The following is a 26,295-nucleotide window of genomic DNA, read 5'->3' as shown; positions in this document are numbered from 1 at the left end:
GATCGCGAGCTTCCCCAGTTCACTACGATAGAAGAGACACTAGCGGAATTTCCCCAAATTCTTTGCTGGTGTCATTTTTTATGCGTTTATACCATGAAATCAGCTCTTGACCTTGAGCAGGGCACACATCATTTTTCTCATATAATCGATGGTGCGCTGCATTTCGTCGAGACGTTGCTGCATATCCTCCATGGTTTCTGCATAAGGCTGGCACGCTTCCTGTGGTTCGGTTTGTGCAGTATCTGCATTACGGCCGCTGTACTCCATCGACGTTTCTGACATGATCGGCTGATAGAGTACGAATTTCCCTTTGCCCAGGCGCTTAGCCTCATAGAGGGCATGGTCCGCATGAGCAAAAAGATCGGTATAGTTCTGTCCGTGGGCAGGATATTGTGCTGCACCCACGCTGATGGAGAAGGACTGACGTTTGCCATCAGCATGGAAGATACGGGAAAGACGCTGGCAAAGACAGTTGCAATGACGAGTCAGAACATCGACATTATCCATCCCGGGCAGGAACACCACGAATTCATCCCCGCCGATGCGGCCTTTTATGTCGCTTTGGCGGAAGTTTTTATTGATGGCTTGTCCGACTTCCTTCAATACCTGATCCCCGAAAAGGTGGCCAAATGTATCATTGATGCCCTTGAAATTGTCGGCATCGACAATCAGCAGTGTGGCGGTGTCTGTTTTGGGGACCATTTTGCGCAGAGCTGCCCGGATGCGGGTCTTTACCGCGCCTTTGCTGTAAAGACGGGTTAATTCATCGGTGTTGGCGCGATCGCATATCCGTTGCTGCCATAGCTTTTCGGCCTGGATATTGCGGATATTGCCGAAGGCAACCATCGGACGGCGTCCCTTATAATAAGTGACAAGATGAATTTCCGACCACACCCACAGCGGGTTCTTGTTGCTGCGCAGGCGAAGACGGGCTGTCATTTGATTGTGCTCCAGTGCACTAGGGCGAGCCTTATAGATGCGATGTAAATAATATTCCAACATACCAGCATCATCAGGATGGACAATACCGTCCTGGGCCAGATGTGTGGAAGCACGAGAAAAGTGGCTGGCCAAGGCATAGCGATGTTTGCAGCAATTATCCCGTAGCTCGAATGTGTCATCGGTCAAATCCCATTTGAAAAAAATAACGTTATCTGCTGATTCTAATGCTTCGTATACGGTGGGATTGAAATGGCTGGGAATGATCGCATACGGTTCTGCCATAAGAAACTCCTTAAACTATTCGTTCCGTAACTATACACAATTATAACAACTCAATACGGGACTTGCAAGTATAAATTAGGACTAAAGAACCAATAGAGAGAATTATTTTCAAAGGAAAAATCACCGGTGAATGCAAATGATAATTACTTGCAATATTGCTTGTGAACGGTTATAATAAAATCAGATTTGAGAGGAGGCATATTGCATGAAAGATTATTTACAGATTATGCAGGTGATTGGCCGGGAAATCATTGATTCCCGTGGTAATCCGACCGTGGAGGCTGAGGTGCATCTGGCTGATGGCTCCATTGGCCGGGCGGCTGCTCCCAGCGGGGCTTCTACAGGTGAATTTGAGGCCTTGGAACTGCGTGATGGTGACAAGAGCAAATTTGGCGGCAAAGGTGTATCCAAGGCCGTGGAGAATATCAACGAAAAGATTGCCCCGGCAGTGGAAGGGATGGACGCATCAGATATCTATGCCGTGGATGCTGCAATGTTGACTTTGGATGGCACCGAGGACAAGTCCAATCTGGGGGCCAATGCCATCCTGGCGGTATCTTTGGCAGCGGCCAAGGCGGCAGCTGCGGCGCAGGACATTCCCCTGTATCGCTTCCTGGGCGGCCTGGCCGGCAATCATCTGCCGGTGCCGATGATGAATATCCTGAATGGTGGTGCACATGCAACCAATTCCGTGGACACACAGGAATTCATGATCATGCCGGCTGGTGCTCCGACGTTCCGGGAAGGCCTCAGATGGTCTACGGAAGTATTCCATGCCTTGCAGGCTCTGTTGAAAAAAGAAGGCAAGGCAACCTCTGTGGGGGATGAAGGCGGTTTTGCTCCGGATCTGGCTTCGGACGAAGATACGATTGAACATATCCTGCAGGCTATCCGCAATGCAGGCTATGAGCCGGGCAAGGATTTCGTCCTGGCCATGGATGCTGCCAGCTCCGAATGGAAGAGTGAAAAGGGCAAGGGCTATTACAAACAGCCTAAATCCGGCAAAGAGTTCACGTCTGCTGAACTCATCGCCCATTGGAAATCCCTGGTGGAGAAATACCCCATCTATTCCATCGAGGATGGCCTGGATGAAGAGGACTGGGAAGGCTGGCAGCAGATGACCAAGGAACTCGGCGGCATGGTACAGCTGGTCGGTGATGATCTGTTCGTGACCAATACCAAACGTCTGGCCAAGGGCATCGAAGGCGGCAGCGGCAACTCCATCCTGATCAAGCTGAATCAGATCGGCACGTTGTCGGAAACGCTCGAAGCCATCAAGATGGCACATCAGGCTGGCTATACGGCTATCGTATCCCACCGCAGCGGTGAAACGGAAGACACCACCATTGCCGATCTGGCAGTGGCTCTGAACACGGATCAGATCAAGACCGGTGCGCCTTCCCGTTCCGAACGCGTGGCCAAGTACAACCAGCTCCTGCGCATTGAAGAAGAGCTTGGGGACAGTGCGGTCTATGCCGGCATGAAGGCCTTCAAGCATAAGAAATAACCCAAATTGTGATTTGCAAACCTGCCTGTAAGGGCAGGTTTTTTGTTTAGCATGGCGAAATAATCTAATGTTGTCAGTGTGAATATTGAAAGGAAGAGTTTTATGGAAATCAGGAATATTGGCTTTATCGGCACAGGCATCATGGGGGCGGCTATGGCCGGGCACCTCATGGACGCGGGCTTCAGGCTGAGCGTTTACAATCGTACGAAGTCCAAGGCGGAAGGCCTGCTGGCCAAGGGCGCTGTCTGGTGTGACAGTCCCGGAGCCTGTGCCAAAGGACAGGATGTGGTGATTACCATTGTGGGCTACCCAAAGGACGTGGAGGAAGTTTATCTGGGGAAGGATGGCATTCTGGCTAATGTTCCGGCAGGTACCTATGTGGTGGATATGACCACTTCGTCACCAATCCTTGCGGAGAAGATCTTTGCGGCAGCGAAGGAGAAAGGGGTTCATGCGGTAGATGCACCGGTGACTGGCGGCGATGTAGGGGCGAAGAATGCCACGCTTTCCATTCTCGTGGGCGGTGAAGCTGAGGATTTTGCGGCGTTGCAGCCGGTGTTTGCCGCAATGGGGAAGAATATCGTGCATATGGGCAGTGCCGGTGCCGGCCAGAAGGCCAAGGCCTGCAATCAGATTGCCATTGCCGGGGCATTGGCCGGAGCCTGCGAGGCATATGCCTATGCCAAGGCTTCGGGGCTGGATGTGGAAAAGACCTATCAGGCCATATCGGCGGGAGCCGCCAGCAGCTTCCAGATGAATAACGTCGTGCGCCGCGGGCTGTCCGGTGATTTTGCGCCGGGCTTCATGCTGAAGCATTTCGGCAAGGATCTGGCCATCGGCACGGAGACTTCTGCAGCTTATGGTGCAGCCCTGCCGGTGCTGGCGCAGGTTCTCAGTGAAGTGCGGCAGATGGAAAGACTGCAGGAGGGAGACAAGGGCACGCAGGCGCTTTTGCATTATTATGGGCTGGAGTAAGCAGCTGGCGTGCGTGTCAGCGGGGAATGATCTGACGCGCATATAACCGATGGAAAAAGGCCATCCGGCAAGTGATTGAACTTGCCAGATGGCCTTTTCGTATCCGGTGCACCACAGAAGAAGTGGGGCACAACGCTCGGGAGAATTATGGGCAGGGGATTTACGGGGCTGTCCATAGCCAGCAGCACGCCCATGCCGATGATGCCGCCTACGAAGCTGGAGAGAAAACCGATAAGCACAGCGTTAGGAGCATAGGGATAAACAACGGGGCAGTCGATGGCCGGTTTGGCATTGGGGACCAGAGACGTGGCAATACCGGTGAAGGCTGGTACGATTTCTGCAAGAATCAGGCGTACGCCTGCCAGGATGATGTAGACGCCGCCGGCAAAGGTGATGGCCTGAATGATGGAGAAGACGAGGAAGCTCTGGCCGCCGCTGAGGTTCTTTTCCACATATTCCGGGCTGCAGGCAAGCGCTACGATAAGGAAGAGAACTAACATGACAAGGGAGATGGCGATGGAGGAATCACGCAGGAAGTAGAGCCCTTTCGGGAAGTTGATTTCTTCTGTCGAGTGTTCCTTGTTGCCCAGCCATTTGGCGACATAAGCGGCGAAGATATAACCAACCGTGCCGAAATGGCCGAAGGCCACATCATCGCTGCCGGTGATCTTCTTCATGGTCGGATGGGCGATAGCTGGGAACAGAGCCATGATAAAGCCCAGGGTGATGGCACCGACTGCGACGAGAGAAGTGCCGCTGAGTCCGCCGACCGTAAGGATGATGCCAATCATGCAGGCCATGTATAATGTATGATGACCGGTAAGGAAGATGAATTTCAGCGGAGTGAAGCGGGCAATCGGCTTCATCCCAGGTCGCGGCCTGGCTGTCCAGCTCGATCATTTCCGGCTTCAGGAGCTCTTTCAGGCCCAACGGTTCCTGAACCTTCGCCAGCAGCTCTTTGGCGGCAAATTTCTTGTTGTAGAAATAAGAAATCTGTCCTTCGATGACCTTGATCTCTTCGGCTGTGGCAATGGGGGATACCCGTAGCAGGGCTACTGAGTCCAGTTCCAGAGGAACCGTGCTGATCACCAGATCGATATGTTGCAGATTCTCATCATCCAGTTTGTAGAGTGAGACAATCGCGGATATTGATGTAAGGCAGGTGATTCTTGAGCGTCATAGCCAGCAGATTGGCCGTGCCGATGCCATTGCCACAGACCAGCAATACCGATAGCTTCTGTTTCTGCATCAGGCGCTTGCGTTCTACCGCAGCGCCCAGATGGATGGTCAGGTAGCCGATCTCATCTTCAGTGAAGCGGATACCAAGTTCTTCGGTGAGCCTATCGGCAGCCTTGTGTGCCACCATATACAGGGATTGGTACTGCTCCTGGATCTGCCCCAACAAGGGATTGGTCAGGACGATGCCGAACCTGGCTCGTTCAATGGCTGGCTGCAGATGCATGGCCAGATTGTAGATGAGTTCATCATCATCCTGATAGATATCGCCGAGCCATACCTGCGCCTGTTCCACAAATCTCCGGGAAAGTTTCAGCGCATGCAGATTCACGTCTTTGGGACCACCGTCGCCGGACTTGTCAGCAAAGAGGTAAATGCGGCTGTGCAAAAGTTCCCGGATCAGGTACTGGATTTCGCCGGCGTTTTGGACTCCTTTCTGGAAAGCGGCCATCACTTGCGCGATTTCCATAGCCAGATTGGTAAGTGTTGTGCCCTCGTTGCCCAAGAAGCTGACTTTTTGGCTGCAAGTCAGTTCCTTGCCAGCCTGCAATCGTTTGACCTGTACGGCTAATGCGCAGATCATGCGGTTGGTGGAGGCGTCGTTTTCCAGGATGCCGTGCTTTTTCATCAAGGCGATGAAGCGGGCGGCAATATCCTCAAGGGGCAGTTTTGCCGTATAGGTCTGGAAAGCTCCCTGTGCGGATTGTACCGGGAATTTTCGGTTGATGCCGTAGCGGAAATCATAATCAGCTTTGGCAAAGATATGGATGTACATATCACGGATGCTCTGCTCCGAGCCGCTGATGCTGATGCCCGCGCCCCGCTTGGATTCATAGACAAGGCCTCGGGCTTCGATGAGTTCCTGTACATCCTTGAGGTCGGCCAGCAGGGTGTTGCGGCTGATGGAAAGCTTTTCGGCAATCTCATCAATGGCGTGCCAGCCATCGGCTAAGAGTTCCAAGATGATGAAATCCCGTCGTTCCTTAGGACTTAAAAACTCGGTTTGCAGCAATGGCTGCTTGCTGTCATCTGCGTCGGTTTCCAGCCAGACGCCATAGCGAGCTTTGCGGCAGAGCCGCACACCACTGTCCTGCAGCTCGTCAGTCAGAATATCCAAATCGTAATGAACCGTGCGGACGGAAACGTGCAAGAGTTCTGCCAGATTCTTCACCGTCAGCGGCGTTGCCGCGATGGTGGCCCGCAGAGCTTTCAACAGCTCCCGCCGTCTTTCACAACCGTCGATGTTCATCACCCCCCTGTTTACAGTAATCATTATACGAAGTAAAATACGTCACAACAAGAACGAATGCTTGCAGGATTATTCCTGCAAGCATTCGTTCTTGTGATAGCCCTTATTTATTTTTTGATAATCAAAGCCATGAATACCAGGTCTTCCGTCTTGGACGGGTTGGCGATACCGTGTTTTTCGCCGTCGGGGCAGAAGGTCGTGGCGCCGGCGCCGATGGTCACTTCCTTGCCGTTGTCGTTGTAGAGGGCTGTGCCAGAGAGGATGTGATAGGTCTCCGTGTTGCCGTGGTGTTCATGGACGCCGATAGAGCAAAGTGGCGGGATGATGACCTTGGCATACATGTCGCATTTGCCGTCAAGCTCAGCAGGTGTCAGCAGCTTGACAATCGTGATGGTGCCATTGCCGTCTGCCTTGTTGGTTGCCTGAATGGGATTGGGTTCGATAAAAGCCATGATAAAGTCTCCTTTTACACAAATTGTTTTATTCTATTATAACGTTTTTACTTCAAACATGCCATCATAATAAACTGGTTGGCCAACACATTCATATTGGCGGAGTTGATCTTTCCGGCAGCAGCGAAATCATCCCAGGCGGCGCTGTATTGCTTCTGGGCAATATGGCAAAGACCGATGAGATTCATGGCATCGGCCGTACGTTCTTCGATTTTCAGCAGAGCCTGTAAATCAGCGATGGCACCGTCGTAGTCTTTGGCCTGGTAGCGCAGGAGTGCCCGATTGTAATAAGCCTGATTGAAGTTGGGATGGAGCTTGATGAGTTCATCATAAGTCTTGCGGGCGGTCCGTTTTTCTCCGAGCTTTTCGGCTGTGATGGCCAGATCGAAGAGGGCTTCGCCGGAGGTGGGGCTGAATTTTTTGGCCGCTTTGAAATCGTCCAAAGCGTTTTTGAAATCGTCCCGGTTGTAGTAGACCACGCCGCGGTAGATATGATTGATTGCTTCATCCGGAGCCTGGCTGACCTTTTTTTGAGCTGCAGCGAGAGCGGCGTCGGAACCATCCGGGGCCTGGGCTTCACGCCAGAGCATCAGGATTTCCTGTCCGTAGTTTTTCCCCGGAACGGCCCAATTCCCGTTGAGCTTTGTCCAGGTCAGCACCTTGCCATGAAGGTCCGGGCGGTTTTTCACCACATGCTGGTAGCGTGGATCTATGATAGCCTGCACTGGCGGTTTGTATTTTGCATAAGCCAGCAAATGCTGGATATGGGCACGTACACCAAGCTGGGCGGTGGCAAAACTATGCCCTGGTTCGTGATTGCCCGTCGCCCCAAGACCACAGAAATTATTCTGCTGAGGGGATACATCCCCGCCGTAGGCGAAGAAGCCTGTTTCTTTTAAGGCCTGGCATAGGGCCACATCAGGCCGTACACCCTCAGCGCCAGCTTCCTGATAATAGTAGTTTACCATTTCTTCCAGCGTACAGTTGATTTTGGGGTTGGGGTTGCGCTTGCGGATAAAAGCTGTCATCTGTTCCTGAGTAGCTTCTGCCGGCCCCATGATGGTGACGGTTTCCGGTGTGGTATCTGTTGCCATCATGGGTTCGTCGAAGGCCGCTTCATAGCGGAAATGAACCCCCTGGATTATCTTGGGGTTGATCTCCCCGGGCATTTTCTCCGGAAAATCCGGACGCCCTGCAATGGTGCGCTGGGCTACAGGGACAGCCTGCTGTTCCTTGCTGAAAGCGCAAGCCGGCATAAGCAGGCAGGACAGGCTCAGCAGAGGAATCAGGGTATAACAAAGACGCATAAGAAATCCTCCTAAAAAATACTTGCCTTCATTATAACGCTATTGTAATCCTTTTGCCATTATGAATTGAAGTTTTCTATTGTATAAGCTGACGATTCGTTGTAGAATTGTAGGGTGATATCCCGGTAGATATGGCGATACGATTGAGGAGAAATGAATTTGCGTAAGATATTCGGTTGGAAACTGGTGTTGTTGCTGACGGTTGTAGCAGTGCTGACTAGTGTGTTGGTTTTCTGGCAGCAGCCAAGGCCGTTGCAGGCTACTATGGTGGCGGACAGTGAAAGTGGTACCAAGGTGTTGGTGCTCAATTACCATAAGATTGATTATACGTTCATATCCCTGGCGGTAAGGCCGGAGGATTTTGAAAATCAGATGAAGTATCTGCGGGACAATGGCTATCATACCATCACGCCGGATGAGTTATATGATGCTTTGGCGGGAAATGGTCAGTTGCCGGAAAACCCCGTGATGATTACCTTTGATGATGGGTATGAGGATAATTACAATAATGCTTATCCAATCTTGAAGAAATATGGCTTCAAGGCCACCATATTTGTCGTGACAGGCTTCCTGGACCGGCATAAGAAGGGGTATCTGAGTTGGGATCAGGCCCGGGAGATGAACAAGAATGGCATCAATATCGAATCGCATACGGTAAATCACCGTTCCATGACGGATCTGACGGATGATGAGTTGCGGGCTGAGTTGGTGGATTCCAAGAAAAAGGCGGAAACGGAACTGGGGCATGCGGTGAATTACATTGCCTATCCGACGGGAACGTACAATCTGCATATCGCACAGATGGTGAAGGAGGCCGGTTATAAGGCGGCATTTACCATCAAGTACGGCAACGTGGATAAAGCGAGCAACATCTTTGCGCTGGAACGTGTGCCGATCTTCCACACGGAAGATACCAATAAGGACTTCGTTGAACGCATAAGATATCAGCCCATATTTGAAAGCTTTGGCTGGATGAAAAACTGAAGCAAGCCTGCCCGGAAAGGGGCGGGCTTTTTTACTTGCCTTCTCATCTGATTTGCTATACAATGAATGTAGTAAAAGTGGAGAATTGTGGCAAAAAGTGCCATAGGGTGAAAGGAAAGTGGTGAGGCAGGATGTTTATGGGGGAATATACTCACTCCATTGATGCCAAGGGGCGTATCATTCTGCCAGCAGATTTCCGTCAGGAACTCGGTGTCACGTTCATCATTGCCAAAGGGTTGGATAAATGCCTGTTCCTCTATGGACAGCAGGCGTGGGAGGACTTAGCGGCCAGGCTTCGCGCCCTGTCGCTGGTCAAGCCGGAGGCCCGGGTGATGAACCGCTTTTTCTTTGCTGGTGCCCGCATGCTGGAATGTGATAAGCAGGGGCGTTTTCTTGTTCCGGCTAATCTGCGCAATTATGCGGAGATTGCTTTGCGGCAGGATGTGATTCTCACAGGTGTGGACAATCGCATCGAAGTTTGGAGCAAGGAAAATTGGAACCGATATAATGGTGAGGTGGAGCCGGATGTTACGGCAATTGCCGCCTCGCTGGCAGAATTAGGTATATAATAGGTAATAAAAAGGAAGGATTACAGTTAACATGGAGTTTCATCATATCAGTGTGATGCTGGAGGAGACCGTCAAAGGTCTTGTGACAACTAAAGAAGGAACCTATGTGGACTGTACCTTGGGAGGCGGCGGGCATTCGAGCCTGATTGCATCGATGCTGACGGAAAAGGGACGGCTGATCGGTATCGATCAGGATGCGGCGGCCATTGCAGCGGCCAGTGAACGGCTGAAGGATGCCAAATGCCGCGTGGATATCGTGCACAACAACTTCCGCAATCTGGAGCAGATTCTCGCGGATGAGGATGCCCAGCTGGTGGATGGTGTGGTCTTTGACTTAGGCGTGTCTTCCCACCAGATCGACACGGCAGAACGGGGCTTTTCCTATATGCAGGATGCGCCGCTCGATATGCGTATGAATCCGGAAGCGGATTTCAGTGCCTATGAAGTGGTGAACACTTATGAGGAAAAGGAACTCAATCGCATCTTCAAGGAATATGGTGAGGAGCGTTGGAGCAAGCGCATTGCCCAGTTTATTGTGCAAGCCCGTCAGGAAAAGCCCGTTGAGACTACTGGTGAGCTGGTCGATATCATCTGCAAGGCAGTGCCTAAGGCCGTACGGCAGGCGGCGGGCGGTCATCCGGCCAAACGCATATTTCAGGCCATCCGCATCGAGGTCAATGACGAGCTGGGGATTCTGGAAAATGCCTTTCGCACGGCGGTGGCTCATTTGAGACCTGGTGGCCGCATTGCCATCATTACGTTCCATTCCTTGGAAGATCGCATTGCCAAGCGCGTCCTCAAGGATATGTCCCGCGGCTGCATTTGTCCGCCAGAGCTTCCCGTTTGTATGTGTAACCATCAGCCGGAAATCAAGCTGATCGGCAAGCCAGTGCAGGCCACTACCGATGAGCTGGAACATAATTCCCGATCTAAGAGTGCGAAGCTGCGTATTGCAGAAAAATTGCCATTACAAGAGAAGGAGGGCAGATGACCATGCTGGCGAAACAGGAAACCTATTATGAAGAAGAGCAAATATTAACTCCTGCCGAGGAAGAAGCAGCATTGCGCAAGGCGCCTGAGGAACCGCTTTTCAAGACGGTCCTGGATACCAAATTGCGTGCGCATGGTCAGCTGCTGTTTTTGACGATGACGGTATTGGCGCTGCTTGTGACTGTAGGCAGTGGTGTCAGTGCCAGCCGTGGATATGAGTTGGTGGCAGTCCAGCAGCAGGCGGATAAGCTGGAGCAGGAGAATGAACGTCTCAAGATTGAGATTGCCAAACTGAAGTCACCCGAGCGCATCAAGAGTATCGCGCAGGATCAGCTGGGAATGGAAGTTCCGCGGCAGACTTATTTCAGCAGTGAGAAATAATGATCGGATAGCAAAAATTACAGGATTTTTCGTGGAAAAATCCTGTAATTTTTTTGCAATCCATTATATGCCGAGAAATGCTCGGCGAAACGCTAATCGGTGGATTTTGCCTATGGCAAAATTTGAACAATGGCGTTATAATAAAAAACGGTTCGCATTCATTAGGCGAGGGAGGATATTATATGAAGACATTAGCGCAATTGGCAGAGCTTGTCGATGGCTCTGTGATCCATGGCGATAGCAATATAGAGATCACCGGCATTGAACATGATTCACGCAAGGTAGAAGCAGGCTCTTTGTTTGTATGCATTGCGGGCTTCCATGTGGATGGCCATAAGTTCATTCCGCAGGCGGTGGAAAAAGGGGCCAAGGCTATCCTGACCACGCGTGATATTGAAGAAGTGGAAGTTCCGGAAGGGATTGCGGTACTTCAGGTACCAGAACTCAAAGAAGCTCTCGATCGTATCGTGCCGTTCTTCCATGATTATCCGGCACAGAAGATGAGGGTGATCGGCATCACGGGCACTAACGGCAAGACGACCACAAGCTATCTGATTCGTGCCATCCTGCGGAAAGCAGGCTACAAAGTGGGCCTTATCGGTACCATCCAGATCATGATGGAAGAGGAAGTCTTTCCGATTCACAATACCACGCCGGATGTGGTGGAACTTCAGCATACGCTGGCCATCATGCGTGACAAGGGCATGGATTATGTCGTCATGGAAGTTTCTTCCCATGCTCTCGATCAGAATCGTGTAGCGGGGATTGAATTTGATACGGCGGTGTTCTCCAATCTGACCCAGGATCATCTGGACTATCATAAGACACTGGAAAACTACAAGCTGGCTAAAGCCAAGCTTTTCGACCTGCTGGGACAGGAGGGCGTCAAAGAAAACAAGACGGCTGTGGTAAATGCTGATGACGAGGCAGGCAAGACCATGCTGGAACATGCCCATTGCCGTCATCTGACTTATGGTATTGAGAATAAAGCCAGCCTGCAGGCTACCAATGTGGAAGTATTGGCCAGCGGTGCTGCTTTTACGCTGACCGAGGAATTCCTCGGCAACATGGACTTGCAGCTGCATATCACGGGAATATTCAATGTTTATAATGTGATGGCTGCGGTCGGTGCTGCTATTGCAGAGAAAATCGATCCGGCTGTCATCCGGTCGGCACTGTCTGAATTCACCAGTGTGCCGGGGCGGTTTGAACTCGTAAAGGCCGGGCAGGATTTCTCCATCATCGTGGACTATGCTCATACGCCGGACGGGGTGGAAAATGTACTCAATACGGCTCGCCGTATCGCGAAGAAGAAGATTATCGCTGTGTTTGGCTGCGGTGGCGACCGCGATCGCACGAAGCGCCCGATCATGGGAAGTCTGGCCGCCAAGCTCGCCGATGTGGTGATTGCGACTTCGGATAATCCGCGCAGTGAGGACCCGGCCTTCATCCTGAGTGAAGTCGAAGCTGGTGTCAAGGAAACCATCGGTGACAAGCATCATGAGTGCATCATCGACCGCCGTGAAGCCATCTTCCGTGCTGTGGAACTGGCCGAGACAGACGATATTGTGATCATCCTGGGCAAGGGCCATGAGGATTATCAGATTCTCAAAGACAAGACCATCCACTTTGACGATAAGGAAGTTGCCCGCGAAGCCGTGGCAGCGAAAAAAGGAGCATAACTGATGTTTACGCTGGACGAGATTGTAAAGGCGATTAGTGCCAACATATATAAGGAAGAAAAGAAGGATTTTTGCGCCGTCGTCACCGACACCCGCAAGATCAGCGAAGGCGTGCTCTTTGTGGCTTTGAAGGGCGAGCGTTTCAATGGTGAGGATTTTGCCGCTGAAGCACTGGAGAAGGGGGCCTTTGGGGTCGTGGTCAGCGAGAACTGCGCCCAGGAACAGTTGGAAAAATGCCAGGGTACGGTCCTGCAGGTTGAAGATACGCTCACGGCCTATCAGCTGATTGCCAAGGCATGGCGCGATAAGTTCCCCGAAATTCCCGTAGTAGCGATCACGGGATCCAATGGCAAGACCACCACCAAGGATCTGACGGCGGCTGTGCTGTCGGCCAAAGGGGATGTGCTCAAGACGCAGGCCAACTTCAATAATGAAATCGGTTTGCCCTTGACATTGCTGGGTCTCAAAAAAGAGCATAAGGCCGCTGTCGTGGAAATCGGCATGCGTGGTTTCCATCAGATTGACGCCTTGGCACCGATTGCTTCGCCGCAGATCGGCATCGTGACCAATGTGGGCGAGACGCATATGGAACTTCTGGGCTCGCTGGAAAATATCGCCAAGGCCAAGCAGGAACTGGTGGAGTCCATTCCCGCAGGCGGCACGGTGATCTTGAACGCCGATAACAAGTATGTGGCCGGTATGCGCGCTGCGGCGAAAGAAGGCGTCAAGGTCATGACCTTCGGCATCGAAAATGATGCGGATGTCAAGGGCGAAGCCCTGCATACGGAAGGCACGATCACGAAGTTCATGGTGACCTATGCCAATGAACGCCATGGATATGAGGTCAATATGGTGGGGCGCCATAATGTCTATAACACCCTGGCCGCTATTGCCGCCGGCTTTGCCATGGGCCTGACACCGGACGAAGTGCGTACGGGTCTGAGCAATCTCGAAGCCACGAAGATGCGCTTTGAGCTGCAGCAGGTCAAGGAATGGAATGTGGTCAATGACGCATACAACGCCAGCCCCATGTCCATGACGGCGGCTATCAATACACTGTCGGAACTGGCCAAAGGCCGCAAGATTGCCGTGCTCGGTGATATGCTGGAATTGGGCAGTGTGTCCGAAGAGGCGCATATCCATGTAGGTGAGGAAGTGGCGGAGCATGGCTTTTCGGCGCTCGTTACCCGCGGCGAGATGGGCAATTTCATCGCCAAGGGGGCAGAAGCCAAGGGCATGACAGCGGTTTACCGCTGCGCCAGCCATGAGGAGGCGGCAGACAAACTCCATGAGCTGCTGCAGCCCGGCGATACCCTGCTGTTCAAGGGGTCCCGTGGCATGACGATGGAAAAGATCATTGACTTGTTGTAATTTGTAGATAGTGAGGCATTGAAGTTGGATAGCTTTATATTGGCGGCTGTGATTGCCGCAGGTTTCGTTCTGTTGACCGGGCCCTTTTTCATCCCGGAACTGCATAAGCTGAAGTTTGGCCAGAGCATTCGCGAGGAAGGGCCGGCAAGTCATCAGGCCAAGAGCGGTACGCCTACCATGGGCGGCATCATGATCATCCTGGGGATAACCATTGCCACCCTGGTGGCAGCACCGCTGTCTACGGAAATCATCCTGGCGCTGTTCATCATGCTGGGACATTTTGTCCTAGGGTTCCTGGATGACTATATCAAGGTCGTGAAGAAGCGCAACTTAGGCCTGAAGGCCAAGCAGAAACTGCTGGGGCAGATCATCATTGCCGTGGTTACGATGATCATCGGCACCCAGATGCTGGGCATTGATACCACCATCTGGATACCGGGGCTGGATACGCATGTCAACATCGGCATGGGATATTTTGCCTTTCTGGCTTTTGTCATGGTGGGCACCAGCAATGCCGTGAACCTTACGGATGGTCTGGATGGTCTGGCTTCCGGTACTGTGGCCATATCTGCCAGTACCTATGCGGTGGCCTGCCTGTTGCTGGGGCATAGCGATCTGGCCATCTTTGCCACGGCCATTGCCGCTGCCTGCGTGGGCTTCTTGCGGTTCAACGCTCATCCGGCCAAGGTCTTCATGGGGGATACGGGTTCCCTGGCCCTGGGGGGCGCTATGGCTGCTCTGGGGATTCTGACCCATACGGAAATACTGTTAGCCCTGATTGGCATCATCTTTATGTGCGAAACAGGATCGGTTATCATTCAGGTAGCATCTTTTAAGTCCACAGGCAAACGGGTATTCCGCATGAGCCCCATTCATCATCATTTTGAATTAGGCGGCTGGTCGGAATGGAAAGTGGTTTTCGTCTTCTGGACGGTGCAGCTGATTGGCTGTGTAGCGGCGCTGAAATTACTGTAAGGGGGATTTGACAATGGATTTGACGGGCAAGAAGGTACTGATTATCGGTGCAGGCATCAGCGGCTTTGCGGCGGCGAAGATCACCCGCCGGTTAGGGGCGCAGGTGACGCTGAGCGATGCGAAGACAGAGGCAGATTTCAAGGACAGTGAGGAAAGTTTTGCCGAGCTGCGGGATATGGGCGTGGCTCTTGTGTTTGGTCCCCAGTCCGAGGAGCTCCTGGATGGCGTGAGCCTGGTGATTGTTTCGCCTGCCGTACCTGCCCGTATTCCCTTGATTCAGGCAGCTTACCAGCGGAAAATCCGTGTGGCCAGCGAAGTGGAGCTGGCTTACCGGCTGAAAAAGGCGCCAATCTGTGCCGTGACGGGTACCAATGGCAAGACCACTACGGTAACACTGCTCGGTTTACTGCTTGAGAGCCATTATGATAAAGTCGGCGTGGGTGGCAATATCGGTGTGCCCCTGTCGGAAGTGGCTTTGGAGATCCCCGCCGATGGCTGCATTGCCGCGGAGATTTCCAGCTATCAGATGGAAGTCACGGAAGAATTCCATCCGCATGTGGCCACGGTCCTCAATGTCACCCCCGACCACATCGTGCGTCATGGTTCCATGGAAGAATACCAGCGCATGAAGGAGCGCATGTTTGCCCAGCAGGTGGGCAAGGATTTCCTCGTGCTCAACTATGATGATGAACGCGTGCGCGATATGGAAAAACGCGCCAGTGCTCATGTGGTCTATTTCAGCCGTCAGGTGCATCTCCATGAAGGTGCCTACCTGGAAGGCGATATGCTGACCATTGCCTGGAATGGAGAGGATTTCCCGCTCTGCACTATCGGTGAGCTGGGCATCAAGGGCGCCCATAATGTGGAAAACGCCCTGGCCGCTGCCATGTCGGCATTCCTGGCTGGCTGCACGGCAGAAGAGATGGTTCCGGTACTCAAATCCTTCCGGGGCGTGGAACATCGCATTGAATATGTGCGCACCTTGGACGGTGTGGAATATTACAACGACTCGAAAGCTACGAACACGGATTCGGCCATCAAGGCGTTGGAGACCTTTGCGGACGGCATTGTGCTGCTGGCAGGCGGTGACGATAAGATGACGGATCTGACCGATTTTCTGGCGCGTGTCAAAGAACGGGTGACGGATCTGGTGCTCGTAGGCGCTGCTGCTGACCGCTTTGAGCAGGAGGCCTTGAAGAACGGCTATCCGGCTGAGCATATCCATCGGGCTGGTTTCTCCATGGAAAAGGCCGTGGAACTGGCCCATGGCCTGGCCAAGGCTCCGCAGGTGGTATTGCTGTCTCCGGCCTGTGCCAGCTTCGATATGTATAATGGCATGGCAGAGCGCGGCCGTCACTTCAAGGATTTAGTGAATAAATTACAGTAAGAGGGATTTTGCATGAATATCATTGTTTCCGGTGGCGGCACCGGTGGACATATCTATCCGGCGCTGACCATCATGCGCACCATTGAGGAAAAATATCCCGATACCCATTTCCTCTATGTGGGTACAAACAAGGGGCTGGAGGCGGATATCATCCCAAAAGAAAATATCCCCTTCGCGACGGTGGATATTCAGGGCTTCAAGCGCAGCCTTTCTCCGGCGAACTTCGTCCGGGCGGGACTGGCCGCTATCGGTGTGGCTAAGGCCATGAACGTGGTGCGGAAGTTCAAGCCTGATGCGGTGATCGGTACGGGCGGCTATGTCTGCGGTCCGGTACTCATGGCCGCCAGCATGCTGGGGATTCCGACGCTGATACAGGAACAGAATGTGGTGCCGGGCATCACCAATAAGATCCTGGCCAAGTTCGTGACGAAGATTGCGGCAGGCACGCCTGAAGCGGCCAAGCATTTCCCCGCGGGCAAGGTCATCTGCACAGGCAATCCTATCCGCAAGGAAGTCATGACAGCTGCTCGGGAGGACGGGGCCAAAGCTTTTGGCTTTGATCCGGCGAAAAAGACCGTGCTGATTTCTGGTGGCAGCCGCGGCGCCCGCAGCATCAACAACGCCATGATTGATGTACTGGCAGCTGCAGCGCAGCAGACGGAGGTGCAGTACCTGCATGTGACCGGCAAGCTGGATTATGAGGATATCATCGGCCGTCTGGCCGAGAAAGGCGTGAACCTTGCAGAAACGCCAAATATCAAGGTAGAGCCTTATCTTTACAATATGCCGGCGGCTATGGCCATGGCTGACCTGGTGGTTTACCGTGCCGGAGCGACGGGGCTGGCTGAACTCACGGCCCGGGGGATCCCGTCCATCCTGATTCCCTATCCTTACGCGGCGGAGAACCATCAGGAGCACAACGCCAGAGCTTTGGAAGCGGCAGGGGCTGCCAAAGTAATCCTCAATCGGGATCTGAAGAGTGAAAATCTCCAAAGTACCCTGCAGGAACTGCTGGCCGATGATGAAAAACTGGCGGACATGGCTGCGGCAAGCCGTGCCTTGGGCAAGCCACAGGCGGCAGAGGATATCGCGAACATGGTTATTGAAATGACACAGGGGAGAAAAGACTAAATGAAACGGCTGAAAGAGCTTAAAGATATTGAAAAGATTCATTTTGTTGGTATCGGCGGTGCCGGCATGAGCCCGCTGGCCAAGATCATGTTGGAGCTGGGCTATGAAGTCACCGGCTCTGACCGGGCAGATTCCGAGGTGATCCAGAACCTTAAGAAGCTGGGGGCGAAAATCACGCTGGACGGTCAGAAAGGGGAGAATGTCAAAGGAGCCGACGCAATCGTCGTATCCACGGCTATTCCCTATGACAATCCGGAAGTGCTCGCGGCCCGTGACCTCGGCATCCGCAAGCTGCACCGCTCCGATATTAATGCGGCACTCGTCAACGAGTACAAAGGCATTGCTGTAGCCGGTGCCCATGGCAAGACCACGACCACTTCCATGCTGGGTGTGGCCTTGACTAAGGCCGGTGTCTCCCCAACGGTGGTTGTGGGCGGCGAAATGCCGGACCTCGGAACGAACGCCATTCTGGGTGAGAGCGAATACCTGACTTCTGAGGCGGATGAGAGCGATGGTTCCTTCCTGAAACTCCGTCCTCATATTGCGGTCGTGACCAATGTGGAAGATGACCATATGGATCATTATGGCACGATGGAGAACATCATCAAGGCTTTCACGCAGTTCATCCAGAATGTGGATAAGGAAACGGGCTATGCGGTGCTGTGCTTCGATAACGAAAATCTGCGCAATATCGCCAAGACTGTCGACCGTAAGTTCTATACCTATGCCATCGACCACGAAGCTGACTATATGGCACGGAGCATCAAGACAAATGGCAAGGGCATTGCCTTCGATGTCTTCCATGGCGAAGAGATGCTGGGCCATGTGTCCCTGAACATCCCGGGCCGCCATAACGTGCTCAATGCTTTGGCCTGCATCGTGACCGGTTTGTCCATGGGTGTAAAATTCGAGAAATTGGTGGCAGGTCTCGCGGAATTCCACGGTGCCAAGCGCCGTTTCCAGACCAAGGGCCGTGCCAATGGCGTTTGGGTAGTGGACGATTATGCCCATCATCCGACGGAGATTGCCGCCACCCTCAAAGCTGCCAAGGAACTCAATCCCAAACGTCTGGTCTGCGTGTTCCAGCCCCATCGTTATTCCCGTACCCAGCTCCTGCATGAGGAGTTTGGCAAGGCGTTCGTTTCCGCGGATATGCTCATCCTGACGGATATCTATGCCGCTGGCGAAGCTCCGATTGAAGGCATCAACGGCGAAACCATCCTGAAGGAAGTGCGCAAGCAGTCCGGGCAGGATGTCATTTACATCGCCAAGCGGGAAAAGCTGGCTGGCTATCTGGAGAACGAGGCGCAGGATGGGGATCTCATCATCACCATGGGCGCCGGGGATATCTACAAGACCGGTGAAGAGTTAGTGGAACTTTTGAACAAGTAAGGAAAGCAGGATTTAGAAATAATGAAACAGGATAAAATCGTAGTTGTTATGGGTGGTACCTCCACCGAAGCCGAAGTTTCCCGCCGCACGGGCAAAGCAATTCTGGATGCTCTGCTGGAAAAGGGCTATAATGCCGAAGGCATGGAACTCAATCCGAAAACCTTTGCCATGGATATCCAGAAGGCTGGTGCCAAGATGGTCTTCAACGCGCTGCACGGCAAGTTCGGTGAAGATGGTTTGCTGCAGGGGACTCTCGATATGCTCGGGATTCCCTACACGGGTTCAGGGGTGCTGGCTGCGGCCATCACCATGGACAAGGCAGCTTCCAAGCGCGTCTTCATCAGCGAAGGCATTTCCACGCCGAAATGCCACACCTATAACAGCTTCGAGCAGAAACGGGACCTGGCCGGGGAAATCCTCGCTGAGTTTGGCCTGCCTGTAGTGGTCAAGGCCGCTTCCCAGGGCTCCAGCATCGGTGTCTATATCGTGGAGAAAGAAGAAGAACTGGCACCGGCTATCAAGGAGGCCTTCTCTTACAATGATGAGATTCTCGTCGAAGAATTCATCAAAGGCCGGGAAATGACCGTAGCCGTCTGGGGGGACAAAGACGAGAAGGAAGCCTTCCCGATTATCGAGATTACCACGACTTCCGGCCGCTATGACTACGAAAGCAAGTACACCAAGGGCGCTTCGGCACATATCATCCCTGCTCCGGTCAGCGAGGAAAAGACCAAGGAGATGCAGGAGTTGGCCATCAAGACCTATACCGCCTGCGGATGCAAAGGCGTAGCCCGCGTAGATATGATGTACAGCGAAGATGAAACGCCTTATGTCATCGAAGTGAACAGCGTGCCGGGCATGACGGAGACTTCTCTGGTTCCCGATGCCGGCCGCGCTATGGGCGTAGAATTCCCGGAACTCTGTGAACGTCTGCTGAAAATGGCAGGATTCTAATCAGGCCGCAAGCGGCCGCATCCCAAGCCTCCCCATGGGGGGAGGTGCTGAGCAAAGCGAAGCGGAAGGGGCAGGCAAGAAGCAAGTACCTTGTATCAGCGCTCCTTCCACCGCTGGCGAAGTTCCCCGCCCCCTCAGGGGAGGCTTTGATATAGCCTATCCTGAGGGGGCGGGCTTGGGCAGAAAGGAGGCAAAATGGACGAACAGGATTTTAGGGAAGCAGCAGAACCCTTGCAACCGAAAAGGAAGAAGCGCCGCCGCAGTCCCCGCCGTATCATCAAAGGGCTGATGTTTTTGGGCATTTGCGGCGGCCTGATGTCCATTGTGGTTTATTCACCTCTTTTCACCCTGCAACGGGTGAACCTTCATGGCAATACATATCTCAAGGAAGAGGATATCCTGACCAGTGGGCGGTTGCATAAGGGAGAACCCTTGTTCCAGCTGGAAACTGATGCCGTCACCCAGAATCTGATGAAGGATCTGCGCATTGAAAGCGTCGTAGTGCGGCGGAAGCTGCCGGATACGCTGGATGTGGAGCTCAAAGAGCGCATGCCTGTGGCCACGGTGGCCTGTGAGTATGGTTATCTGGATCTGGACCGTCAGGGCAAGGTTATCGCCAGTTACAAGAACCTGCATAAGATGCCCATTCCGCTGATTACTGGTGTGGCCATGCATGATAAGTATATCGGGGATGACAATACGGATGCGAATGTGAAAAAGGTTTTGGAATTCCTGTCCCTGCTGGATACAGAAACGCTGAATCATCTGTCGGAAATCAATATCACCAATCCCCAGGCAATCACAGCCTATACGAATCAGTCTGTGCAGATCCGGCTGGGCAATTTTGACCGTTGGGAAGAAAAAGCGAAACTCACGCGCGACTTCCTGCTGAGCCTTCCTCATGCCAAGCATCAGATCGAGTTCGTGGATTTCAGCTATACGGCACCCTTCATCCGGCTCAAAGAGCAGCTGGTGAATCCGGAAGTGCAGGTCCATAAAGGCGCACAGTAGTTCTGTTTTATATTCGGCGGTAAACACAGATTTTCGTTTTTTCCATTTTTTTTTATGAAAGTTATAGCATTATGAGCAGATAAATGGTAGAATTAAGGAGTATATTTGTGTGGATTAGGAATCCCGGTGGACGAAATACCGTTTACACGGGATATAGAATACGAACGTCATGGGGGTTAACGCTGTGTTTGAATTGGATGATAGCGGCCTGGATCAAGTGGCCAAAATTAAAGTAATCGGTGTAGGCGGCGGTGGCAGCAATGCTGTTAATCGCATGATAAACTATGGACTGCAGGGAGTCGAGTTTATTGCTGTGAATACAGATGCACAGGCACTGTTGAAGTCTTTGGCTCCGAAGCGTATGCAGATTGGCGAGAAACTCACCCGTGGATTAGGTGCAGGTGCTCGTCCGGAAATTGGGCAGAAAGCAGCTGAGGAAAGCCGTGATGATATCCTGGAAGCCCTGCGCGGTGCAGATATGGTCTTCGTTACTGCTGGTATGGGGGGCGGCACCGGCACCGGTGCTGCACCAGTAGTAGCTGAATGCGCCAGAGAGATCGGTGCGCTGACCGTAGGTGTGGTTACGCGTCCTTTCGGGTTTGAAGGCAAGAAGCGCGAACGCAATGCTGAGGCTGGTATCGAGAACCTCAAGCAGCATGTGGATACGATCATCACGATTCCCAATGACCGTCTGATGCAGGTTGTAGACAAAAAGACGCCGATCAATCAGGCGTTCAGCATCGCTGATGATGTCCTGCGCCAGGGCGTCAAAGGCATATCCGACCTGATTTCTCAGCCGGGCCTTGTAAACCTCGACTTTGCCGATGTCAAGAGCATCATGAGCAACGCCGGTTCTGCCCTGATGGGTATCGGTGAGGCTTCTGGCGAGGGCGCTGCCATCGCTGCTACGAAGATGGCTATTGAATCGCCGTTGCTCGAAACCACGATCGATGGTGCTCGCGGTATCCTGATCAATATCACCGGTGCTGAGGAATACCTCAGCATGGTGGAGGTACAGGAAGCTTCTGCTACTGTGCATGATGCCGCTGATGATCAGGCAAACATCATCTGGGGTACTTCCATTGATAACACCATGGGCGATACGGTACGTGTGACGGTTATCGCTACGGGTTTTGATGCACCGGAAACGCTTGGCGTGCAGCCGCAGATGGCTCCATCTGCAGCACAGCCGGTACAGCCGAACATGGCAGGTTTGAATCTGGGAATGCCGAACATGAATGCCGCTTCCCAGCCAGCAGACAATCAGCAGACGGTAACGCCAGCCGCTGATTTCATCGACATTCCGGTGTGGATGCAGAAAAAATAAATAAAGTTTGGAATAACTGTTGACAAGCGTTAAGAACTAGGATATAATATTTCTTGTTCTTAACGCTTGTTTGTTAACAAGTCTATATGGGTAGGTGGCCGAGTGGTTAAAGGCAACAGACTGTAAATCTGTCATCTTCGGATTACGATGGTTCGAATCCATCCCTGCCCACCACTTTGGCGGCATAGCTCAGTTGGCTAGAGCATGCGGTTCATACCCGCAGTGTCAGGAGTTCAAATCTCTTTGCCGCCACCAATATGAAGTCTTGAGCACATCTTACAGGATGTGCTTTTTCTTTGCGCGAAGCATTGTCTGGTATTGTAGGGCTAAAGTCCTGCTGTATACATAGAAAATGTACATGTTTTTTTCAGAAAAGAGGGCTATAATATAATCCGTTTGTTAGTAAGATTGGGATGGATGGCATGAAACGCAGAGAATTCTTGAAAAATATGATATTTGTAGGTGCAGGGGCGTTCATACTGCCACAGTTGTGGACGACAAAGGCAGCAGAGGCAGCCTGGAATGCCGATGGGGGAGCAGCCGCAAATGGCGTGGACCCGCTGTTAGGGATTCCCATCCAGGAAACAAATTTCGAATTCTCATCTTTACAGAACCGCAGGACCACTGATGCCATAGTTATCCATCATGTTGGCAACACAAACCGCGATGTTTCGGCAGCAGAAATCGACCGCTGGCATAAAAACAACGGTTGGGCTGGTATTGGTTACCACTTTGTCATCCGCAAGGATGGCACGATCGAACGGGGACGTCCTATGGATATGCTGGGGGCGCATTGCTATGAGCACAATTGGCATACGGTGGGAGTGAATATTGTCGGGGAATTTGACAATCACGAACCCGAACCGCGCCAGATGGACTCGGCAGCTTCGTTGCTGGCAGCTCTTTGCCGCTACTATGGCATTGAGCCTGACCGGCAGCATATCAAAGGACACAGGGAGTATAATGCTACTGCCTGTCCGGGGCAGAATCTTTTTGACCGCTTGCCCGGATTGGTAGCGATGACCCGCAAATATTACTGAGAGGTGACGGGATATGCGTTACCGCTGGTTTGTTGATGAGGAAAGGCAGACGGATGAATTCGGCATGCCTGTGAGCCGGGCTGAACGTGACGAGCGTGACAGGACATTGCCTTCCCGGTCGGAGTTATACCAACGGCGAGAGATGCTGGCTATTGTGGCAGCATTCTTTATCCTGTTGTATGAATGGATTACAGATGACAGCCCAGTAGCTTATATATGCGTGGCATTCCTGACGTTTGAACTGCGCCCGCTGGCAAAGCAGTTCCTGGGGGAACGGGGGCAGACTGTCAGTAATGCACTGGCCGGATTCAGTGTGGCGATGTTCTTGGCTGCTGTTGTTTGGGCTTTTCTTTAAATTTATCTTTATTATTATAAATTTTCAGTTATTTGGCAAAAAATAAATAAAAAAATTATTTATTTTTTTTTATGAATATGGCAGGAAAAAGCTGTAGAAAGGCGAATAAATAACAAAAGAGATTGATTGTTAGTGAAAAGCAATCCGTGTAGTTGCATCCTGTCTGTACCATGACATATGTCATAATATCATGACAAATGTAACAATTTTATAACCTGCAACAAAAAAGACAGAAATAGCAGGGAAAAACTGTATACTAACAGATAAAAATCTGTTAAAATATATACATAAAAGTAAACCGTAGTCGAATAAGGGGAGATTATTGTTTACTATGATATCCAAGGGGGATTTTTTATGAGAAAGACAGAATGCTTGGCCATGATCTTGGCCGGTGGTCAGGGCAGCCGCCTCGGCGCGCTTACCAAGAAGATTGCAAAACCGGCTGTACCGTTTGGGGGAAAGTACCGCATTATTGACTTCCCACTCAGTAACTGCGCGAATTCCGGTATTGACAAGGTCGGTGTCCTCACCCAGTATCGTCCGCTGGAGCTGCACAACTACTTAGCTTCCGGCAGCGCCTGGGATTTGGACCAGAAGGATGGTGGTATCTTTATCCTGCCGCCATATGCCCGTGAAAAGGGTGCTGACTGGTATCAGGGTACGGCTGATGCTATCTATCAGAACCTGAACTTCATTGATTTAGCAGATCCTGAGTACGTTCTCATTCTGTCTGGCGACCACATCTATACGATGGATTATTCCTGGATGCTGGAAGCTCATAAAATGAACAAGGCTGAGGCAACCATCGGTGTAATCGAAGTGCCTTGGGATGAAGCACCGCGTTTCGGCATCATGAACACGGACAAGACGGGCCGCATCGAAGAATTTGAGGAAAAGCCCGCTAAACCCAAGAGCAATCTGGCCTCCATGGGTATCTATGTATTCAATAAGAATTTCCTTAAGAAATATCTGGAAGAGGATGCGAAGGATGAAACCAGCAGCCATGACTTCGGCAAGAACATCATTCCGAAGATGCTGAAGGACAATGCCCGTCTCTACTCCTATGCCTTTGAAGGCTATTGGAAAGATGTGGGGACGATTGAAAGCCTCTGGCAGGCCAACATGGACCTTCTCCAGGACGTGCCGCCCTTCGATCTCAAGGGTGAGAAGAAGATTTACTCTTCCAATGCATCCATGCCGCCGCATTATATCGGACCGGATGCCAAGGTGAAGAATTCCATGATCAGTGAAGGTTCCATGGTCCTCGGTGAAGTGGAAAACTCTGTGATCTTCCCGGGCGTGCGCATTGGCAAGGGCGTCAAGGTTACGAATTCGGTCATCATGCCTTCTACGGTCATCCGTGATGGGGCTGTGGTGGATTATGCTATCCTGGCGCAGAACTGTGAAGTGGCTGCCGGTGCAAAAGTTATCGGTGAGTTGGGCGCTATTACGGTGGTAGCTGAAGGCGAAACCGTTGAGGCAGAGGCCAGCGGCAAACAGGCCGGCTAAGCTTTTCCCTATCGTTACAGCCTTGTGTGGCAGTCAGTTCGACAGTTGCACTATATACAGCAAGGAGTGGAAGAAATTGAAAGATGTAATGGGGATTATTAATCTTCAGGAAGATAATAAATTAATTCGTGAATTGACGGAAAAAAGAGCCGTGGAGTCCATGCCTTTTGCAGGACGTTACCGGCTGATTGACTTTACGCTGTCCAGCATGGTGAATTCAGGTATCCTGAATGTAGGTGTCATGCTTCCCGACAAGCCGCGTTCTGTGCTTGATCACCTTCGTTCCGGTAAGGATTGGGATTTGGCCCGCCGTCATGACGGCCTGTTCTACCTGCCGTCCCCCAGCGAAGAAGACAGCATCCGTAAAGGCGATTTAAAGAACTTCTATCACAATCTGGATTTCTTCGAACATAGCAGTCAAAAGTATGTGCTTTTAACCAGTGGCAGCTTCGTTTACAATGTGGATTTCAGCCAGCTCCTGCGCTTCCACCAGAACACATCGGCGGATATCACGATGGTGTATTATACGGCGAAGGAAGAGCAGGCAGGCCGCAATGTGGTCTTGGAAACCGCCGAGAATGGCTTAGTGACGGATTTGGCCGAGAAACCAGCCGTATATGATGATTCCAAAGTGGCAATGAGTGTTTACCTCATTGAGAAACGCATCTTTGTTGAATTGGTGCGTTACACTTATGAACATGGCGGGCAGGATCTTTTGATGGACGGCATCATCCGCCGTGCTAACGAGTATAACATCTATGCTTGTGAACACGATGGTTATGTAGCCCATGTGGATTCCACTTCCGCATATTACAAAGCGAACATGGACATCCTGGAGCCAGAGGTATGGGAAGAGCTCTTCATGGGCAACAATTCCATCTACACCAAAGGCAAAGATGAAGTTCCGGTTCAATATAAGGAGACAGCAAAGGTCAAGAATTCGCTGGTTGCGAATGGCTGCGTGATTCGCGGCGAAGTCGAAAACAGCATTTTGTTCCGTGGTGTCACCGTAGGCAAGGGCGTAAAAATCAAGAATTCCATTATCATGCAGAAATGTGATATACAGGATGATTCCTTGGTGGAAAATGTCATCTGCGACAAGAATGTGGTCATCTCGAAGGAAAAATGGCTCAAAGGTGCCAATAATTACCCGTTGATCATCACGAAGAATGTCGTAATCTGATATTAGAAGGCCGTTGTAACGAGGCGATCTGCCTATAACGGGCATAAGCCAAGTTATGACGGCTTTTTTGCTATGTTGCTGATGCTAAGGCTGAAAAAAGGGAG

At 51.9% G+C, this 26,295-nt stretch carries 25 protein-coding genes and 2 tRNA genes; 22 read left to right on the top strand and 5 right to left on the bottom strand.

The annotated features are described in order from the left end of the window. Positions 1-99 precede the first annotated feature (99 nt). A complete protein-coding gene (locus BUB68_RS05655) occupies positions 100-1,224 on the bottom strand; it encodes a GGDEF domain-containing protein (protein WP_073088903.1) in 1,125 nt (374 codons plus the stop codon). Between the two features lie 205 nt (positions 1,225-1,429). Here BUB68_RS05655 and eno point away from each other — a divergent pair, with 205 nt between their 5' ends. Next, positions 1,430-2,731: a phosphopyruvate hydratase gene (gene eno, locus BUB68_RS05650; RefSeq protein ID WP_073088901.1), complete on the top strand. Its 1,302-nt coding sequence runs from the start codon at positions 1,430-1,432 to the stop codon at positions 2,729-2,731. Positions 2,732-2,839: 108 nt separating this feature from the next. Continuing rightward, the gene (locus tag BUB68_RS05645; RefSeq protein WP_073089021.1) at positions 2,840-3,706 is read left to right on the top strand and encodes an NAD(P)-dependent oxidoreductase; all 867 of its coding nucleotides are present in this window, start codon (positions 2,840-2,842) and stop codon (positions 3,704-3,706) included. On the opposite strand, the gene BUB68_RS05640 is transcribed toward BUB68_RS05645, so the two are convergent. Then, positions 3,691-4,572 carry a PTS ascorbate transporter subunit IIC gene (locus tag BUB68_RS05640; protein WP_256625791.1) on the bottom strand — a complete coding sequence of 294 codons (882 nt, stop codon included), beginning with the start codon at positions 4,570-4,572 and terminating at the stop codon, positions 3,691-3,693. The two genes, BUB68_RS05645 and BUB68_RS05640, sit on opposite strands and share 16 nt — an antisense overlap. Between BUB68_RS05640 and BUB68_RS14995 the strand changes: the two genes are divergently transcribed. Then, positions 4,535-4,753, top strand: coding sequence for a hypothetical protein (locus tag BUB68_RS14995; RefSeq protein WP_143188097.1), 219 nt, complete (start codon positions 4,535-4,537; stop codon positions 4,751-4,753). The genes BUB68_RS05640 and BUB68_RS14995 overlap by 38 nt on opposite strands. Positions 4,754-4,820: 67 nt before the next feature. Here the strand turns inward: BUB68_RS14995 and BUB68_RS05635 are convergent, their stop codons facing one another. The 3 genes from BUB68_RS05635 to BUB68_RS05625 form a co-directional block, all read right to left on the bottom strand. Beyond that, on the bottom strand, positions 4,821-6,191 hold the full coding sequence (locus tag BUB68_RS05635) for a BglG family transcription antiterminator (RefSeq protein WP_073088899.1): 1,371 nt from the start codon (positions 6,189-6,191) through the stop codon (positions 4,821-4,823). A 107-nt stretch (positions 6,192-6,298) separates the two neighbouring features. After that, a complete protein-coding gene (locus tag BUB68_RS05630) occupies positions 6,299-6,643 on the bottom strand; it encodes a cupin domain-containing protein (protein ID WP_073088897.1) in 345 nt (114 codons plus the stop codon). Positions 6,644-6,690: 47 nt separating this feature from the next. Continuing rightward, a complete protein-coding gene (locus BUB68_RS05625; RefSeq protein ID WP_073088895.1) occupies positions 6,691-7,950 on the bottom strand; it encodes a glucosaminidase domain-containing protein in 1,260 nt (419 codons plus the stop codon). A gap of 153 nt (positions 7,951-8,103) precedes the next feature. On the opposite strand from BUB68_RS05625, the gene BUB68_RS05620 reads away from it, so the two are divergent. The 19 genes from BUB68_RS05620 to glgD all read left to right on the top strand — a co-directional run bounded on the left by BUB68_RS05620 (position 8,104) and on the right by glgD (position 26,191). Beyond that, a complete protein-coding gene (locus tag BUB68_RS05620) occupies positions 8,104-8,934 on the top strand; it encodes a polysaccharide deacetylase family protein (protein WP_073088893.1) in 831 nt (276 codons plus the stop codon). Between the two features lie 131 nt (positions 8,935-9,065). After that, positions 9,066-9,503: a division/cell wall cluster transcriptional repressor MraZ gene (gene mraZ / locus BUB68_RS05615; RefSeq protein ID WP_073088891.1), complete on the top strand. Its 438-nt coding sequence runs from the start codon at positions 9,066-9,068 to the stop codon at positions 9,501-9,503. Positions 9,504-9,534: 31 nt separating this feature from the next. Next, a complete protein-coding gene (gene rsmH, locus BUB68_RS05610) occupies positions 9,535-10,494 on the top strand; it encodes a 16S rRNA (cytosine(1402)-N(4))-methyltransferase RsmH (protein WP_073088889.1) in 960 nt (319 codons plus the stop codon). Between the two features lie 2 nt (positions 10,495-10,496). After that, positions 10,497-10,874 carry a cell division protein FtsL gene (gene ftsL / locus BUB68_RS05605; protein WP_073088886.1) on the top strand — a complete coding sequence of 126 codons (378 nt, stop codon included), beginning with the start codon at positions 10,497-10,499 and terminating at the stop codon, positions 10,872-10,874. A 182-nt stretch (positions 10,875-11,056) separates the two neighbouring features. Further along, positions 11,057-12,556 carry a UDP-N-acetylmuramoyl-L-alanyl-D-glutamate--2,6-diaminopimelate ligase gene (locus tag BUB68_RS15560; RefSeq protein WP_256625789.1) on the top strand — a complete coding sequence of 500 codons (1,500 nt, stop codon included), beginning with the start codon at positions 11,057-11,059 and terminating at the stop codon, positions 12,554-12,556. Between the two features lie 3 nt (positions 12,557-12,559). Further along, positions 12,560-13,927, top strand: a complete 1,368-nt coding sequence (locus tag BUB68_RS15555; protein ID WP_256625788.1) for a UDP-N-acetylmuramoyl-tripeptide--D-alanyl-D-alanine ligase — start codon at positions 12,560-12,562, stop codon at positions 13,925-13,927. Between the two features lie 24 nt (positions 13,928-13,951). After that, positions 13,952-14,902, top strand: a complete 951-nt coding sequence (mraY, locus tag BUB68_RS05595) for a phospho-N-acetylmuramoyl-pentapeptide-transferase (RefSeq protein ID WP_143188096.1) — start codon at positions 13,952-13,954, stop codon at positions 14,900-14,902. A 13-nt stretch (positions 14,903-14,915) separates the two neighbouring features. Then, entirely contained in the window at positions 14,916-16,289 is a 1,374-nt protein-coding gene (gene murD, locus BUB68_RS05590) for a UDP-N-acetylmuramoyl-L-alanine--D-glutamate ligase (protein WP_073088881.1), read from the top strand. A 12-nt stretch (positions 16,290-16,301) separates the two neighbouring features. Then, complete coding sequence (murG, locus tag BUB68_RS05585; RefSeq protein ID WP_073088879.1) at positions 16,302-17,420, top strand: undecaprenyldiphospho-muramoylpentapeptide beta-N-acetylglucosaminyltransferase; 1,119 nt, start codon at positions 16,302-16,304, stop codon at positions 17,418-17,420. Next, complete coding sequence (murC, locus tag BUB68_RS15780) at positions 17,421-18,812, top strand: UDP-N-acetylmuramate--L-alanine ligase (RefSeq protein ID WP_371914847.1); 1,392 nt, start codon at positions 17,421-17,423, stop codon at positions 18,810-18,812. Between the two features lie 21 nt (positions 18,813-18,833). Next, entirely contained in the window at positions 18,834-19,766 is a 933-nt protein-coding gene (locus tag BUB68_RS15775; RefSeq protein WP_371914846.1) for a D-alanine--D-alanine ligase family protein, read from the top strand. A 195-nt stretch (positions 19,767-19,961) separates the two neighbouring features. After that, positions 19,962-20,777 (top strand): cell division protein FtsQ/DivIB, encoded by an 816-nt coding sequence (locus tag BUB68_RS05575; protein WP_081371870.1) that lies wholly within the window; start codon positions 19,962-19,964, stop codon positions 20,775-20,777. 169 nt (positions 20,778-20,946) lie between these two features. Then, positions 20,947-22,104, top strand: coding sequence for a cell division protein FtsZ (ftsZ, locus tag BUB68_RS05570; protein WP_256625787.1), 1,158 nt, complete (start codon positions 20,947-20,949; stop codon positions 22,102-22,104). Positions 22,105-22,192: 88 nt separating this feature from the next. After that, a tRNA-Tyr gene (locus BUB68_RS05565) sits at positions 22,193-22,278 on the top strand. Between the two features lie 4 nt (positions 22,279-22,282). After that, a tRNA-Met gene (locus BUB68_RS05560) sits at positions 22,283-22,359 on the top strand. Between the two features lie 167 nt (positions 22,360-22,526). Next, positions 22,527-23,144: a peptidoglycan recognition protein family protein gene (locus tag BUB68_RS05555; RefSeq protein WP_073089015.1), complete on the top strand. Its 618-nt coding sequence runs from the start codon at positions 22,527-22,529 to the stop codon at positions 23,142-23,144. 13 nt (positions 23,145-23,157) lie between these two features. Then, the gene (locus tag BUB68_RS05550) at positions 23,158-23,499 is read left to right on the top strand and encodes a hypothetical protein (protein ID WP_073088875.1); all 342 of its coding nucleotides are present in this window, start codon (positions 23,158-23,160) and stop codon (positions 23,497-23,499) included. Between the two features lie 354 nt (positions 23,500-23,853). Beyond that, entirely contained in the window at positions 23,854-25,008 is a 1,155-nt protein-coding gene (locus BUB68_RS05545) for a glucose-1-phosphate adenylyltransferase (protein ID WP_073088873.1), read from the top strand. Between the two features lie 76 nt (positions 25,009-25,084). Further along, the gene (glgD, locus tag BUB68_RS05540; RefSeq protein ID WP_143188095.1) at positions 25,085-26,191 is read left to right on the top strand and encodes a glucose-1-phosphate adenylyltransferase subunit GlgD; all 1,107 of its coding nucleotides are present in this window, start codon (positions 25,085-25,087) and stop codon (positions 26,189-26,191) included. Positions 26,192-26,295: the final 104 nt, after the last annotated feature.

Source organism: Pseudoselenomonas ruminantium, from assembly GCF_900142515.1.
GTDB classification, from domain to species: Bacteria; Bacillota; Negativicutes; order Selenomonadales; family Selenomonadaceae; genus Selenomonas_A; species Selenomonas_A ruminantium_D.
Note: the sequence above shows the minus strand (reverse complement) of the source record. Positions and strands in the feature narration are given on the sequence as shown.

What these genes read in the sequence shown, in the direction of transcription:
- rsmH (WP_073088889.1), top strand. Translation starts at nt 9,535, where the DNA reads ATGGAGTTTCATCATATCAGTGTGATGCTGGAGGAGACCGTCAAAGGT.
- ftsL (WP_073088886.1), top strand. Translation starts at nt 10,497, where the DNA reads ATGCTGGCGAAACAGGAAACCTATTATGAAGAAGAGCAAATATTAACT.
- BUB68_RS15775 (WP_371914846.1), top strand. Translation starts at nt 18,834, where the DNA reads ATGAAACAGGATAAAATCGTAGTTGTTATGGGTGGTACCTCCACCGAA.
- BUB68_RS15560 (WP_256625789.1), top strand. Translation starts at nt 11,057, where the DNA reads ATGAAGACATTAGCGCAATTGGCAGAGCTTGTCGATGGCTCTGTGATC.
- BUB68_RS05550 (WP_073088875.1), top strand. Translation starts at nt 23,158, where the DNA reads ATGCGTTACCGCTGGTTTGTTGATGAGGAAAGGCAGACGGATGAATTC.
- BUB68_RS05555 (WP_073089015.1), top strand. Translation starts at nt 22,527, where the DNA reads ATGAAACGCAGAGAATTCTTGAAAAATATGATATTTGTAGGTGCAGGG.
- eno (WP_073088901.1), top strand. Translation starts at nt 1,430, where the DNA reads ATGAAAGATTATTTACAGATTATGCAGGTGATTGGCCGGGAAATCATT.
- BUB68_RS05545 (WP_073088873.1), top strand. Translation starts at nt 23,854, where the DNA reads ATGAGAAAGACAGAATGCTTGGCCATGATCTTGGCCGGTGGTCAGGGC.
- BUB68_RS14995 (WP_143188097.1), top strand. Translation starts at nt 4,535, where the DNA reads ATGAATTTCAGCGGAGTGAAGCGGGCAATCGGCTTCATCCCAGGTCGC.
- mraZ (WP_073088891.1), top strand. Translation starts at nt 9,066, where the DNA reads ATGTTTATGGGGGAATATACTCACTCCATTGATGCCAAGGGGCGTATC.
- BUB68_RS05575 (WP_081371870.1), top strand. Translation starts at nt 19,962, where the DNA reads ATGGACGAACAGGATTTTAGGGAAGCAGCAGAACCCTTGCAACCGAAA.
- murC (WP_371914847.1), top strand. Translation starts at nt 17,421, where the DNA reads ATGAAACGGCTGAAAGAGCTTAAAGATATTGAAAAGATTCATTTTGTT.
- BUB68_RS05625 (WP_073088895.1), bottom strand. Translation starts at nt 7,950, where the DNA reads ATGCGTCTTTGTTATACCCTGATTCCTCTGCTGAGCCTGTCCTGCCTG.
- BUB68_RS05620 (WP_073088893.1), top strand. Translation starts at nt 8,104, where the DNA reads ATGAATTTGCGTAAGATATTCGGTTGGAAACTGGTGTTGTTGCTGACG.
- BUB68_RS05655 (WP_073088903.1), bottom strand. Translation starts at nt 1,224, where the DNA reads ATGGCAGAACCGTATGCGATCATTCCCAGCCATTTCAATCCCACCGTA.
- murG (WP_073088879.1), top strand. Translation starts at nt 16,302, where the DNA reads ATGAATATCATTGTTTCCGGTGGCGGCACCGGTGGACATATCTATCCG.
- BUB68_RS15555 (WP_256625788.1), top strand. Translation starts at nt 12,560, where the DNA reads ATGTTTACGCTGGACGAGATTGTAAAGGCGATTAGTGCCAACATATAT.
- BUB68_RS05640 (WP_256625791.1), bottom strand. Translation starts at nt 4,572, where the DNA reads ATGAAGCCGATTGCCCGCTTCACTCCGCTGAAATTCATCTTCCTTACC.
- ftsZ (WP_256625787.1), top strand. Translation starts at nt 20,947, where the DNA reads ATGGGGGTTAACGCTGTGTTTGAATTGGATGATAGCGGCCTGGATCAA.
- BUB68_RS05630 (WP_073088897.1), bottom strand. Translation starts at nt 6,643, where the DNA reads ATGGCTTTTATCGAACCCAATCCCATTCAGGCAACCAACAAGGCAGAC.
- murD (WP_073088881.1), top strand. Translation starts at nt 14,916, where the DNA reads ATGGATTTGACGGGCAAGAAGGTACTGATTATCGGTGCAGGCATCAGC.
- BUB68_RS05635 (WP_073088899.1), bottom strand. Translation starts at nt 6,191, where the DNA reads ATGAACATCGACGGTTGTGAAAGACGGCGGGAGCTGTTGAAAGCTCTG.